This window comes from Caballeronia sp. LjRoot31 (assembly GCF_964253885.1).
GTDB lineage: Bacteria > Pseudomonadota > Gammaproteobacteria > Burkholderiales > Burkholderiaceae > Caballeronia.
This window is the reverse complement of the sequence record NZ_CAXURX020000003.1, coordinates 889,000-902,378: the sequence shown is the minus strand read 5'-3', so window position 1 is coordinate 902,378 and position 13,379 is coordinate 889,000. Positions and strand designations below refer to the sequence as shown.

12 protein-coding genes are annotated in these 13,379 nt (G+C 59.6%); 3 read left to right on the top strand and 9 right to left on the bottom strand.

All coding sequences use genetic code 11. From position 1 onward, the window contains the following. Positions 1-99 precede the first annotated feature (99 nt). Complete coding sequence (glmS, locus tag ACSQ8V_RS32790; protein WP_436208589.1) at positions 100-1,929, bottom strand: glutamine--fructose-6-phosphate transaminase (isomerizing); 1,830 nt, start codon at positions 1,927-1,929, stop codon at positions 100-102. Positions 1,930-2,115: 186 nt separating this feature from the next. Here glmS and ACSQ8V_RS32785 point away from each other — a divergent pair, with 186 nt between their 5' ends. Next, entirely contained in the window at positions 2,116-2,607 is a 492-nt protein-coding gene (locus ACSQ8V_RS32785; protein ID WP_436208588.1) for an Lrp/AsnC family transcriptional regulator, read from the top strand. 108 nt (positions 2,608-2,715) lie between these two features. Here ACSQ8V_RS32785 and ACSQ8V_RS32780 read toward each other — a convergent pair whose 3' ends face one another. The 4 genes from ACSQ8V_RS32780 to ACSQ8V_RS32765 form a co-directional block, all read right to left on the bottom strand. Further along, a complete protein-coding gene (locus ACSQ8V_RS32780; protein WP_436208587.1) occupies positions 2,716-4,269 on the bottom strand; it encodes a methyl-accepting chemotaxis protein in 1,554 nt (517 codons plus the stop codon). Between the two features lie 191 nt (positions 4,270-4,460). Then, on the bottom strand, positions 4,461-4,976 hold the full coding sequence (locus ACSQ8V_RS32775; protein WP_436208586.1) for a GNAT family N-acetyltransferase: 516 nt from the start codon (positions 4,974-4,976) through the stop codon (positions 4,461-4,463). Continuing rightward, a complete protein-coding gene (locus ACSQ8V_RS32770; protein WP_436208585.1) occupies positions 4,973-6,163 on the bottom strand; it encodes an amidohydrolase family protein in 1,191 nt (396 codons plus the stop codon). Before ACSQ8V_RS32770 ends, ACSQ8V_RS32775 begins: the two co-directional genes overlap by 4 nt. A 27-nt stretch (positions 6,164-6,190) precedes the next feature. Beyond that, on the bottom strand, positions 6,191-6,682 hold the full coding sequence (locus ACSQ8V_RS32765; RefSeq protein WP_436208584.1) for a RidA family protein: 492 nt from the start codon (positions 6,680-6,682) through the stop codon (positions 6,191-6,193). Between the two features lie 134 nt (positions 6,683-6,816). Here ACSQ8V_RS32765 and ACSQ8V_RS32760 point away from each other — a divergent pair, with 134 nt between their 5' ends. Both ACSQ8V_RS32760 and ACSQ8V_RS32755 read left to right on the top strand, forming a co-directional pair. After that, a complete protein-coding gene (locus ACSQ8V_RS32760; protein ID WP_436209229.1) occupies positions 6,817-8,526 on the top strand; it encodes an MDR family MFS transporter in 1,710 nt (569 codons plus the stop codon). Between the two features lie 266 nt (positions 8,527-8,792). Beyond that, positions 8,793-10,037 carry a PepSY-associated TM helix domain-containing protein gene (locus tag ACSQ8V_RS32755; protein ID WP_436208583.1) on the top strand — a complete coding sequence of 415 codons (1,245 nt, stop codon included), beginning with the start codon at positions 8,793-8,795 and terminating at the stop codon, positions 10,035-10,037. 57 nt (positions 10,038-10,094) lie between these two features. Here ACSQ8V_RS32755 and ACSQ8V_RS32750 read toward each other — a convergent pair whose 3' ends face one another. From ACSQ8V_RS32750 to ACSQ8V_RS32735, 4 genes are all read right to left on the bottom strand, one after another. Continuing rightward, positions 10,095-10,412 carry an AzlD domain-containing protein gene (locus ACSQ8V_RS32750; protein ID WP_213766208.1) on the bottom strand — a complete coding sequence of 106 codons (318 nt, stop codon included), beginning with the start codon at positions 10,410-10,412 and terminating at the stop codon, positions 10,095-10,097. Continuing rightward, on the bottom strand, positions 10,409-11,110 hold the full coding sequence (locus tag ACSQ8V_RS32745) for an AzlC family ABC transporter permease (RefSeq protein ID WP_436209228.1): 702 nt from the start codon (positions 11,108-11,110) through the stop codon (positions 10,409-10,411). The genes ACSQ8V_RS32750 and ACSQ8V_RS32745 overlap by 4 nt, the downstream gene beginning before the upstream one ends. 191 nt (positions 11,111-11,301) lie before the next feature. Then, positions 11,302-12,123, bottom strand: coding sequence for an AraC family transcriptional regulator (locus ACSQ8V_RS32740; RefSeq protein WP_436208582.1), 822 nt, complete (start codon positions 12,121-12,123; stop codon positions 11,302-11,304). Positions 12,124-12,227: 104 nt separating this feature from the next. Then, on the bottom strand, positions 12,228-13,301 hold the full coding sequence (locus tag ACSQ8V_RS32735) for an acyltransferase family protein (RefSeq protein ID WP_436208581.1): 1,074 nt from the start codon (positions 13,299-13,301) through the stop codon (positions 12,228-12,230). Positions 13,302-13,379 lie beyond the last annotated feature (78 nt).

Here is a 13,379-nt window from a genome sequence, read left to right as displayed (position 1 = left end):
CGGCGCACAGAACTCATCGTGATGCTGGCGGACAAGGGTATTGTGCTCGGGGCGCTTTCTGTCACGGTCCTTCGCGAGAGCCCACCAACCCATGCCCCCTCACTCAACCGTCACCGACTTGGCCAGATTCCGCGGCTTATCGATATCCGTTCCCCGTGCGAGCGCCGCGTGGAACGCCAGCAGTTGCATTGGAATAGTGTGCAAGATAGGCGATAGCAAACCGAAGTATTCAGTAAGCCGAATCACTTCAATACCGGGACTCGGAGAGATGCCACAGTCGGCATCGGCGAATACAAATAGCTTGCCGCTACGCGCACTCACCTCATGCATATTCGACTTGAGCTTTTCGAGCAGCCGGTCATTAGGCGCGACGGCCACAACTGGCATCTCGTCGCTAACCAGCGCAAGGGGACCATGTTTCAACTCGCCGGCTGGGTACGCTTCGGCATGAATGTACGAGATCTCTTTCATCTTGAGGGCGCCCTCCAGCGCGACCGGATAATGCATGCCGCGCCCAAGAAACAGGATGTTCTGCCTTCGCGTAAGTTGCTCCGCCCAATCCATGATCTGCGGCTCCAGCGCAAGCACTTTGGTCATCGCGTCCGGAAGATGGCGAAGCGCACGAAGATGGGTCTGCTCATCCTGTTCGGATAACCGCTGACGCGCCTGAGCCAGCGTCAACGCCAGCAGGAACAACGCGACTAGTTGCGTGGTGAAGGCCTTCGTCGATGCCACGCCAATCTCTATCCCCGCTCGCGTGAAAAAAGTCAGTGCGCATTCACGCGCCAATGCGCTGGTCGGCACATTGCAGATTGCGAGCGTATTCAGCATGCCCTGCTGCCTCGCGACTTGCACAGCACCCAGGACATCCGCCGTCTCTCCACTTTGCGACACCGCGACAACCAGTGTCTTCGGATTCGGCACGCTTTCGCGATACCGGTATTCACTTGCGATCTCTACGCTCACCGGCAACTGTGCCAGGCTTTCTATCCAGTACTTGGCGGTCAGCGCCGCGTGATAACTTCCGCCACACGCGAGAAGCAACACGGAATCAACGGAATTCAGCACGCGCCAGGCGTTGTCGCCGAATAACTCCGGCATGATCGATGTGACATCCTGAAGCGTGTCGGCAACCGCTTGCGGCTGCTCGAAAATTTCCTTCTGCATGTAATAGCGATAAAGCCCCAGGTCAGCCGCCCCGCTATGCGCCGCGACGGTATGCACACGGCGCTCGACACGGCGGCCACCGGCGTTTTCTACCCGATGCCGGTGAAGCTGGATATCGACTACATCGCCGTTCTCCAGGTAGGCAATCTGATCGGTGACGTTCGACAACGCGATAGCGTCCGACGCCAGAAAGTTCTCGCCGTCACCGATGCCAACCACCAACGGCATGCCATCGCGCGCGCCGACGACCCGATGCGGCTCGTCGCGGCACAGCACGGCAATGGCATAGCTCCCACGCAGTTGAGTAACCGCTTCCTTGACGGCCTCGAACAGGTCACCGTTATACAAATGATCGATCAGATGCGCGATAACCTCGCTGTCGGTCTGACTGGCGAAGACGTAGCCACTTTCTTCAAGCTCCGCGCGCAACTCGTCGTGATTTTCAATGATCCCGTTGTGTGAAAGCGCTATTCGCGGCGCTTCTGCGTTCGGTGAAAAATGCGGATGCGCATTCGCGGTAACCGGCTTGCCGTGCGTCGCCCAACGCGTATGAGCAATCCCCGTATAACCGGACAAAGCCTCGCTGGAGATCACGTCTTGCAAATGCGCAACGCGATCGACGCTACGGGCCCGCACCAATTTCCCCGCCTGATATAACGCGACACCGCACGAATCGTAGCCGCGATATTCGAGGCGCTTAAGTCCATCGACCAGGTTAGGCAGGATGTTGCGTTGCGCGACCGCACCGACAATTCCACACATGACGTTGTTCCTTAGGCGGCTCCCCTTTGGAACCGATGCAGGAATATTAAGGTTGACTCCATGCAATTTAATTTCATATTAGTAGAATGTTTGAAGTTTTTAATCAACCAGAATACTTGATGAAATTTTATTTCACGCTAAGCTAAGCGCGAGTGACCACCCTTAGCGCTCAAAGCGGAGCCCAAAGTGCCTGGAATTTATCTGGATGAACTCGACCTTCGAATCCTCGCCATCCTGCAAAGAGACTCGTCTGTCTCCAACGTCGAGCTCGCCGCCCGCGCGCATGCATCACCGCCTACGTGCTTGCGTCGGGTGAGCAAACTCAAGGAAGCCGGGGTCATCCAGCGCGAAGTGGCCATTCTCGATTACGCCAAAATCGGGCCAACATTAACCGCGATTATTGAGGTGAGTCTCGACCGGCAAGCAGCCGAGGATCTGGACGCTTTCGAAACGTATATCTGCGAGGAAGCGGTGGTGACCCAGTGTTATCGCGTGTCGCCCGGGCCGGACTTTCTGGTCGTGGCCGAAGTCGTCGACATGCCGGAATATGACGAACTCGCGCGCCGCCTGTTCAAGACCTCTTCGAACATCCGCAATGTACGCACATTCTTTTCGACGCATCGCGCCAAGTTCGAAGCCAATGCTCCGGTAAGGATCGTGGGTGATCGAGCCAGATAACGCGTGACCGACATTGACCTCAGTCCGCTGAGCTTGAGCCTAAGCCAAGCGGGCGAACGTCTGATAATCGCAGCGCCAAGGATCCGCTTCCAAGGCACGCGCCGCCTCTCACACGCTCGCCAACCGGAACACGTTGACGGTGTCGCGCAGCATCTGGGCCTGCTCCTGCATCGACTGAGCCGCGGCCGTCGCTTGTTCGACCATCGCGGCATTTTGCTGGGTCGTTTCGTCCATTTGAGCAATGGCGATATTCACCTGCTCGATACCGCGGCTCTGCTCCTCGGACGCCACTGAAATTTCGCCGATGATATCCGTCACGCGCTGCACGGCTTGAACCAGCGAGTGCATGGTCGTGCCGGCGCGCTCGACCAGCGCCTTGCCGTCATCGACCTTGCCCGTGGACTCTTCTATCAGGCTCTTGATCTCCTTGGCCGCGTCCGCGCTGCGACGTGCGAGATTGCGCACTTCGCCCGCCACTACCGCAAAACCGCGCCCTTCCTCGCCCGCGCGCGCCGCCTCGACGGCCGCGTTAAGCGCAAGAATATTGGTCTGGAAAGCGATGCCTTCGATCACGGAGATGATGTCGACCACGCGCGTGGAACTGGCCGCAATGCTTTGCATCGTCAATACGACCTGCTGCACCGCCGTCCCGCCTTCGCTTGCGATCAGCGATGCATTCGCGGCCATCTTGTTCGCCTGATGCGCATTCTCCGCGTTCTGCTTCACGGTCGCGGTAAGCTGCTCCATGCTCGCCGCGGTTTCGCTGATCGACGACGCCTGCTGCTCGGTGCGTGCAGAGAGATCGTGGTTGCCCGCCGCGATCTGCTGGGCGGCAACGGTAATGGTTTCAGTCCCGCCCCGAATGCGCCGGACGGTATCGGCGAGCCGTTGCTGCATGCGTTGCATGGCGGACAACATGCTCCCAGCGTCCGTTGCGCTCAGCGCGACTTCGTGCGACAGGTCGCCGTTCGCAATGCCCTCTGCAACGGTGGCGGCATACGCCGGTTCGCCACCCAGGCTGTGCTTCACGTTACGGATGATCAACACCAGCGCCGCCGAGCTAACGCCTCCAATCAACAGGATCACGATCAGGTATTGCAGCAGGTTGGCCTTGAACGCGTCGTTGATATCGTTCACGTAGACGCCCGAGATCAGGTACCAGTCCCACGGCGCGAACCGTTTGACAAAACTGATCTTCGGCACCTGTTCCGATTTGCCCGGGAAGCGTGCCATGTACGGCACGAAACCCTGTCCGTTTGCCTGAGCGACCTTGACCATTTCCACGAACAAACGCTTGCCGTTCGTATCCTTGTAGTCGGTCACGTCCTTCATGCGCAGATCGGCCAGCACCGGATGCATGATGACCACCGGGCGCGCGGTCGTAATGATCATGTAGCCGTTTCCGGAGAAACGCATGGCGGCGAGCTTCGCCTTGGCCTGCTCCTGAGCCTGCTCCAGCGTCAGTTGATGGCTGTCTACCTGGCTGGCGTAGTCAGCAACAATCCCGTACGCTGACTCGACCACGTTTTCGACGCCAGTCTTGCGCTCCGCGGTCATGGTTTCGCGCGACTGCCACGCGGCCCATCCGCCGAGGAACAAGAGTCCGAGCCAGGTAATAAGCAGCGCCAGCCATAATTTGGTGTTCAAACTGAGACGGTCCAATCTACTCTCCGATGCGAAGCACAGTTCATGACCCAGCGCATCAGGATGTACGCGCCGTTGTGTGCATATCGGCCGTCTGGAGGAATTCTGAAGTATGGAACACACCGAACGGTGTCAACGCGAAAGGGGATATCGCCGGGCGCAGCGGCAAGCGGTTCACATTGCCTTAGCGGTCTGCCACATAACATTCATTAGACTTTCATCGAAAATACCAGCGTGTCGCGCCACTCGCCTCTGATCAGCACGTTCTTGCGATAAAAATCCACCTGCTGCATCCCGAGTTTCTCAAGCACATGAATGGACGCGACATTCTCCGGCCGGCTGGTCGCAAAGATTTCTCGCACGTTCCGCTCGCTCACCAGGTAGTCGACCAACCGCTTCGCCGCTTCGGTAGCGTAGCCCTTGTGCCAATAGCGGGGACTAAGTGAATAGCCGATCTCCGCCTCGGCACCGTCTTCCGACAAACTTGCCCGGTAGCTGCCTATCAGGCTGCCATCGTTGAGCACCGCTGCCAGTTCCACGGTTCTTCTGTCGGGCAACGAATTCCCCAGCACACAGGCTGCTATATATTCTCCCGTCTGCTCGATCGTGTTGGGCCCCCATTCCTGATGCAACACGACATCGATCGAGCCGGCATATTCGTGCACTGCGTCGACATCGGACGGTTCCAGATCTCTGAGATAAAGACGCTCGGCAATCAGTTTCATAAGGATGCAATCCCATCACGCGCGACGATCCTGCCGCGGGCAACCACGAGCTTGCGAACCGGTCGAGAAACAACCGCTTGAGCGACTGTTTCAGCGTCTACCAAAACAAGATCGGCCCGCGCGCCTTCGTGCAATCCATAGTCCTCGAACCCGCAGGCCCACGCACCCAGCGTACTGACGCAGTCAAACGCAAGCGCGAGATCTTCATCGCGTCGAAGGTCGTAGCGCATGCCAACGAACATGGCCCGCTCGAGCATGTCGGGCTTGCCGAAAGGCGTCCATGTATCGCGTATTCCGTCGTTTCCCGCAAACAACGTTACGCCTGCCTCGATGCAAGCGCGCATGGAAGGGACGGGCACGGATGGCGGCGCCGTCGTCAACAGCGCGACGTCGAGATCCGCGATCCTCGCCAACAATGCATCGCGCTCTCGATCCGGCAACTGCCCCAGGCAAAACGCGTGACTGACGACAACGCACCCCTGCATGCCTAACGCCTTGACGCGGTCGAGCAGCAGATTGAAGGTGAACGCGCCTATCTCGCCGGGTTCGTGAAGATGGATATCGACAGGCTTCTGAAGGCGGTTCGCAATCTCGAACGTGGTGTCGAGCGAGGTGACCGGGTCCTGGTCGATAAGCGCAGGGTCCAATGCACCGAGCACGTCGGCTCCCGCCTTTAATGCATCGTTTAGCAGCGCGTCGGTCCCTGGACGGCGCAGCATGCCCGACTGGGGAAACGCCACGACCTGTATCTCCATGACATCGGCCAGCGTTTCACGCGTCGCCAGCACGCCACGCAAATGCCTGAGCCCGGCGTCCGTGTCTATATCCACATGCGTTCTAAGCCGCGTCGTTCCCGCTGCGAGAAAAGCCCGCGCAAGTGCGAGCGATTGCGCACCCGCGTCGTGCCCCGTGCTCGCGCGCCACGCTCGTTCGTTCTCGATCCTGTCGATGAGCCTCGGGCCCACATCGTTGCGATACCACGGCATGCCCCAGTTCGTTTTGTCGAGATGCGTATGGCCTTCGACAAACCCCGGCAGGACCAGCGCGCCCCGGCCGTTTTCGCGCATCACGTCAGCGCCGCGCTGCAGGTTCGGGCCAATTTCTTCTATCCGTCCACCTCTGACAGCAATATCCACGAGGGCGCTGTCCGGCAGACGGACGTTGGTGACCAACAAGCTATCGAGCACTGGAACTCCCGGAAACAGAAAAGACAATCAGCGGACTTCAAAGATCGCGTCTACTTCCACCGACGCTCCCGCTGGAAGCGTGGCAACACCCACCGCAGTCCGGGCGTGCCGGCCTCGTTCGCCGAACACCGCGAACATGAGATCGGAGGCACCGTTGATGACTTTTGGCGCGTCAGGATAACCCGGCGTGCAATACACGAAGCCGCCCATCCGATGACAACTGACCACGCGGTCAAGGTCGCCATCGAGTGCGAGGTGAAGCGCTGCAAGCAGGTTGAGCCCGCAAATTTGCGCTGCCCGTTGCCCCGTTTCAAGGTCGTGCTGTGCACCGACAGGACCGACGTATCGCACCTCGCCTTCCCATTCGCAAATCTGTCCCGCGAGGAAGATCAGCGAGCCCGAACGCGAGAACGGCTTGAACGCGCCGCGAGGCACAGGCACTTTCGGCGGCACGAGTCCAAGCGCCGCAAGGCGCATGGCGGGTGAATCCGGGTTGGCTGGAACGGGCGTGGATGTCATTGGCGGTCCTCGATTAAAAAAATATTGCCTTAAGCGAATGAATGAACGAAATGAAATGAAAGCATTCGCTTAGAACGTCCAAGTGTGTCACAACATCCCTGGCGAACAAAAGCGCATGATTAACGAGGCATTACATAGTCATTCAACAATTCCGCGTCGCTAACGAAGACGTCTTAGGGGCTGCCCGCACAGCCGCTCAGGCAGATTTAAGCGCGGCCGGGGTTCAGCGAACATTTCCATCAAGGTGCATACTCTTCGATGGTCGCGTCGCTGCGACCGACTCACGCGTCGCAGCGCCAAGACCCTGCGACTTTGTCCGCGCCCCTCATTACCTCATTACTCCAATCTCCATGTCCCGCAGCCCGCAATCGTCGCGTCGTCTTGTCATTGCAGCGGTCATGGCTTCAATGGCAATGGTCGCCATCGAAGCCACCATCGTTTCCACCGCCATGCCGCAGATCGTCTCGCAGCTTGGCGACCTGCATCTCTATAGCTGGGTCTTCTCGTCGTTCCTACTGACGCAGACCGCCATGACGGTCATCTTCGGCAAGCTCGCGGACCTGTATGGCCGCAAGCCCGTCGTTCTTGCCGGTATCGCGATCTTTCTGATCGGCTCCATCCTCGCCGGTTTCGCCTGGTCGATGCCCGCCATGATCGTGTTCCGTCTGATCCAGGGAGTGGGCGCGGGCGCGATCCAGCCGGTCACGCTGACGATTGTCGCCGACCTCTACCCCGCGCGCGAACGCGGCAAGGTGCAAGGTTATCTGGCGAGTGTATGGGCCATATCGGCGGTGGTCGGACCAATGGTCGGCGGGCTCATCATCCACGATTTCTCGTGGGCCTGGATCTTCTGGATGAACGTGCCGATCGGCCTCGCGTCGGCGGCCGGGTTCATCGCGTTCCTGAAGGAATCCGAGCGGCATGCACGACCGTCCATCGACTTCGCGGGGGCGGCGCTTTTCATGGTGTCGATCGCCGCGCTGATGATGTCGCTGACGTATGCCGGCAATGACGACGTCACGAAGGCATTGATCGCGGGCGGGTTCTTTATCGTGTGCCTGCTGTTCTTCCTGATGCAGGAGAAACGGGCAACCGAACCCATGATCTCGTTCGCACTGTGGAGCCGCCGGCCGATCGCAGCGTGCAATGGATCGACCGTCTTGTCCGGCATGATTTTGATGGGCGCAACCACGTTCCTGCCGATGTACGTGCAGGGCGTCCTGCATCGCTCGCCGGTGATCGCGGGTCTTGCATTGACCATGATGATGGTCGGATGGCCCGTTGGCGCGACGCTGGCCGCGAAGTCGTTTCATCGGATCGGGCTGCGGCGCATCCTGATTGGCGGCAGTGCGTTTATTCCGGCCGGTGCGGTGTTCCTGATCGTGCTGTCGCCGGAAAGCTCGCCGCTCATCGCGGCATTTGGTTCGCTCATCATGGGCTTCGGCATGGGAACGTCGAGCGTCAGTTCGCTCGTGCTGATCCAGGAGATAGTGGATGTTGCGCAGCGCGGCAGCGCGACTGCATCGAATCTGTTCTCGCGTAATCTCGGCAGCACGATCGGCGCGACCTTGTTCGGCGCCGTGCTCAACTTCGGTCTCAGTCATTCGAACGGCGCTGCGGCGGTTACGTCAGATCAGTTGAGGGCCCTGCTTCAGAATCAGGTGACGAACCTCGGCAGCAGCGATGCAATCCGCCAAGTGCTGCATCAGTCGCTTCATCTGACATTCCTGTCGATTTTCGTGATCGCGATTTTCGTCGTCGGGTTTCTCCTCTTCCTCCCTACGATCACATTGGGGCACGAGAAGAAGATGCCGCTTGAGGCGTTATCGCCGATCGAAGACTAAGTGCATTAAAGGCCGGGCTGATTCAAGAGTCAGCCCGGTTCTGCGCAGCACCTGCTCCTGCCTTCATGCAGCGCAAAGCCCCAACGCTCAATCCAATCGGCCCTTCGCGGCCGCTATCCCGCCCGACATTCTTTCGGAATACTTGCAACGATCCCGCCTAGCCACTAAAATGCGAATGATTCCCATTTATGGCAGATGACTTCGATGAAGCAGGCAGCAGTAATTTTTCGCACATCCCGTAGCGCGCCCATTACCGCACGTCGAGCATGAGATCGTGGCTGGTGCGGTTGCACCGTTGGTTCGGCCTTGGGATTGCGCTGTTCCTGTTCATGTCGGGTTTGACGGGTGCGATCATCGCGTGGGATCACGAACTGGATGCCGCGTTGAACCCGGAGTTCTTCGTGGCGAAGTCGTCTGCGTCTGCGTTGCCTACGCTGCCTGCATGGTCTCCGCTGGAACTGGCGAACCGGATTGAAGCCGCCGATCCGCGCGTGCAGGTCACGTACCTGCCGCTCGTGGCCGAGCCGGGCCATACGCTGCAGATGGGCGTGACGCCTCGCACCAATCCGGCAACGGGCCTGCCCTACGAAATCAACTTCAACCAGCTTGCCGTCGATCCCGCCACCGGCGAGATCCAGGCGCGTCGCGAATGGGGCGCTGTCTCAGTCTCACGGCTTGAGTTGATCCCGTTCATCTACAAGCTGCACTACTCGTTGCATCTGCCAATACTGTCGATACGCGGCGGTATTGACCTCGGCATGTGGCTGATGGGCATTGTCGGGATCGTATGGTTGTTCGACAGCCTGATTGCGATCGTGCTCTCGTTTCCGAGTATCAAAAGCTGGCGCAAGTCGCTCGCGTTCCGCGTGAAGCGCGGTGGTTATGCGCTCACCTTCGACCTGCATCGCTCGGGCGGCGTGTGGGTGTGGGGCCTGCTGATGATGATCGCGCTCACCTCGATCTCCATGAACCTGACGAACCCTGTCATGCGTCCGATTGTCTCGATGTTCTCGACGCTGGGCTCAACACCTTTCTCGGCCCCCGGGCTGGCGTTGCCGGCCAGTCCGACTGAGCAGCCCTTGAGCCGGGAACAGGTCGTTGAAATGGCGCGGGTCGCGGCACACCACGACCGCATTAATGCGCCGCCGGGCGGCCTGCTGTATTCGCCTTTGGTGAACGCTTATGGTGTGGGTTATTTCGAGGCCGGCAACGATCACGGCGATGCGGGTCTGGGCAACGCGTGGCTCTTCTGGAACGCACAGACCGGCAAGTCCATCGGTACTCAGATTCCGGGCCGGGGATCGGCCGGCGACATCTTCATGCAGGCTCAGTTTCCGCTGCATTCGGGCCGCATCATCGGCTTGACGGGAAGGATCCTGGTCAGCGTCCTGGGTGTCGTAGTGGCCATGCTCAGCGCTACCGGGTTCCTGATCTGGATGAAGAAGGCGCGAGCGCGTCGTCGGTCAGCGAGCGGATCGAAAGTGAGCGTGGGGCGCGGCACGATTGCGTGAAGGCTGTCCGCTCACGTCTGCCACGGGGACATCCGCCTCCGTGGCAGACGTGCAAATCTAAACGATCATTTGCCAGCCAAAGAACACCGCCAGCGAGACCGCAATGGTCAGCAAGGGCTTGCGCGTAAGCGCACATACGACAACGGCCACCACCGCCGCGATCAATTGCGAATTGCGCCAGGTAAGCTCGGCAGCACCGCCGTGCGGCGCAAACGTCATTGGCACAATGATCGCCGTCAACACCGTTACCGGCACGAAATCAAGCGCCATGCGCACGATGGGCGGAAAACTCAGGCGCTCACCGAACACGAAAACCGCAGAGCGGATGCCATAGGTAATCACCGCCATGCCCAGGATCAGAAGAGCGTATTTCATTTGGCACGCTCCATTTTCGCGGGACGTTGTGCCGGGCTTCGCGTGGAGCCGGTGGAGTCTTTTGCACGCATCGACAGCAGCATGCCCACCGCCACCGCCACCACGACTGCCGCTAGCAAACCGAGCTTGTATGGCCAGTCATTCCACGCAAATGACAACACGCCAGCCGCCAGCGCCGCTGCCACAAAACGCAACGCAACAAGCTGCGGCACGATGATCGCAATGAACGTGGCGACCATCGCGAAGTCGAGCCCCTTCGACTGGAGACCCGGAAACGCCGAACCGAACAGCAGTCCGGCGACGGTCCATATCTGCCAGTTCACATACATGGAAACGCCCGAGCCGAGGAAGTAATACGGCCCGGTTTCGCCCGGTGCCCGACGCTGATAATGCGCGTACGAGACGGCAAATACCTCATCGGTCATGAACGCGCCGAGCGTCCAGCGCCAGCGCGCAGGCAAGTGCGCGACGTAGGGCGCAAGCGTTGCGGAGTACAGGACGTGACGCAGGTTGACGATGAACGTGGTTGCCCAGATCACCGCAAAACTCGCATGGCCGGCGATCAGCCCAAGCGCGATGAACTGCGCCGAGCCGGCAAATACCGCAAGCGACATGAACTGCACCGACCACGCATGCAGCGGACCGGTGGCGGCGAGCGTGCCGAAGATCACGCCAAATGGCGCGGCGCCGATCATCATGGGAATGGTATCGCGTGCGCCTGCGCCGAATTCGGCGAGGTTACGCGGCTGATGGGCCCGATGGCCTTGATGGCCTTGATGCGTTGAGTTCAAAGTCTCCTCCGTTGATAGCGAGGATAGGACGTGCCGCGTTCAAGCGCTTGTACGTTCTTGCGGTCGGGTTACATCGACAAGATGCGCTGCGCTAACACTCAACGCCAGCGTCCTGGCGACACGCCGAAGGTCTTTTTGAAGTGCCGGGTGAAATGGCTCTGGTCGGTGAAACCACTGGCCGCCGCGACGTCCGTCACCGGGACGCCCGCACGCAAGGCATCGAGCGCGCGATTGACACGCATCTGGTTACGCCACGCGTGAGGGGCAAGTCCGGTCTCGCGCGTGAACAGGCGCGCGGCATGGAAGGTCGAGAGTCCCACGGTCTGCGCGAGTTCGGCAAGTGATAACGGCTCAGTCAGGTCATCGGTCATGCGGGCTTTCATCGCATTCACACGCACCGAGTCCTGACGCATGCGCTGTACCGGCGGGCGTTGTCCGGCATGACGTGCAAGCAGCGTGGATACCGCGTCGAGCAACGCATGTTCCGCCCCGAGCGGATCCAGGTCGGCTTCCATTGCCTGATGCGCAATCTGCACGCGTTGGGCGAGATCGGCGTCGCGGATGACATCGGCGGAGAACCATGGCATGGGCTGGGCGCGGCCTGCGATTTCATTGGCGACCGACTGCACGAAATCGACCGGCAGATAAAACACGCGATACCGCCAGCCGAAATCCACCGCCCGCGCGCCGGTATGCAGTTCGCCCGGATTGATGACCGGCACCGAACCCGCCTCAGCCACGAAGTTCGATCCGCGATAGTCGTATTGCTCCGCGCCCGCTTCAATGACGGGAACGGTGTACGCATCGTGCCAGTGGGGCGTGAAGGAATGATCGTAATACTCGGCCGTGAGCATCTCCGCGCCGGGCACGAGCGACGAGCGCCAATAGCGCGCGGAATTGCTGAAACGGGAGACGGTCATGGCTTTGCGATGCCGCGGGCGGAAACCGCAAGTTTAGCCCGGGTCGCGTTTTCAGCGGATTTTGAATAACCCTGCCGTTTTTCCTGTGCCTGAAAGAGCCTCGATCAGACGGCCGCGGGAGACGTCTTGGTCTTGATGAAGCTCGTCAGCTTCCTTCTGAGTTCCTGGTCCGCTCGCGCGAGCAGCAAGGCCAGCACGATCGAAATGCCAGCCACGACCAGTGTCTGGACGATCGGGTTGAGCACCCGGATCTCGAACGACTCGAACACCAGCCGATAGACCGGGAAATGGATCACGTAGAGCGGATACGAGAGTTCGCCCAGCACCTTGCAGATACCCTTGCCAATACCTTCTATGGACACCGAGCACAGCAACGCGACCGACAACGGAACGAGCGTCAGCGAGTTGACGAATGCCACCTTGGGACTGCCAATGGCGAAGCACGCCAGCGCCGCGATCGTGACCATTGCCGTGAATGCCGGATGCGCCCTCTTATACTGAAGCCCCATCGAAAAGATGAAAACCCCGGCGAAGAATTCAGCAATAACGCGCGGGAATCCGAGCAGAAAACTCTCTGCCCGCCAGCCTGGATTGATTTGCCGAAAGACGATTGTGCAGGCAATAAATGCGATGAACGCGAGTATCGAATATTTGGCGCTCGGCAGTTTGCGAAACTTGTAAAGATAAGCGGCAAATACAACGTTGACGAATAACTCGAAGAATAGCGACCAGGATGGATCGTTCAACGGAAAGGTCGCGCCTACGATGGTGTCCGTGCCAAAAGGCCAGCCGATAGTATTAAAGTACGGCAGCCACGCCGCGCCCAGCACGGTGGCTGTCGCGAGCTGCGTGCCCGATATTTGCGGCGTGCCGGTTTTTGCCATCGACAGCAACACGGCGCACACGCCGAGGGCCAGCCCCAGGAGGTACAGCGGCGCGAGCCGGACGAGCCGGACGAAGGCGAATTCACGAAACGACATTCCGTTCAGGATCTTCTTGCCATAACTGTGCGCGATCACGAAGCCGGACAGCACGAAGAACAGGTCGACCGCGACCCACGCCCCGCCGAACCAGTCCCAGCCGGTGTGCTGTGTGTAGTGGTGAAGCATGACGGCGATTGCGGCAAGACCTCTCAAGCCGTCAAGCAAATCAAACCGGGTGGACTTTATGGCGTTCATAGTGGCGGACCGTCATTATCGAGCGCTCAGTGTAGAGTGGAAAAAATGCGATCCGCGCGCGTAAAAATATCCCTTCAG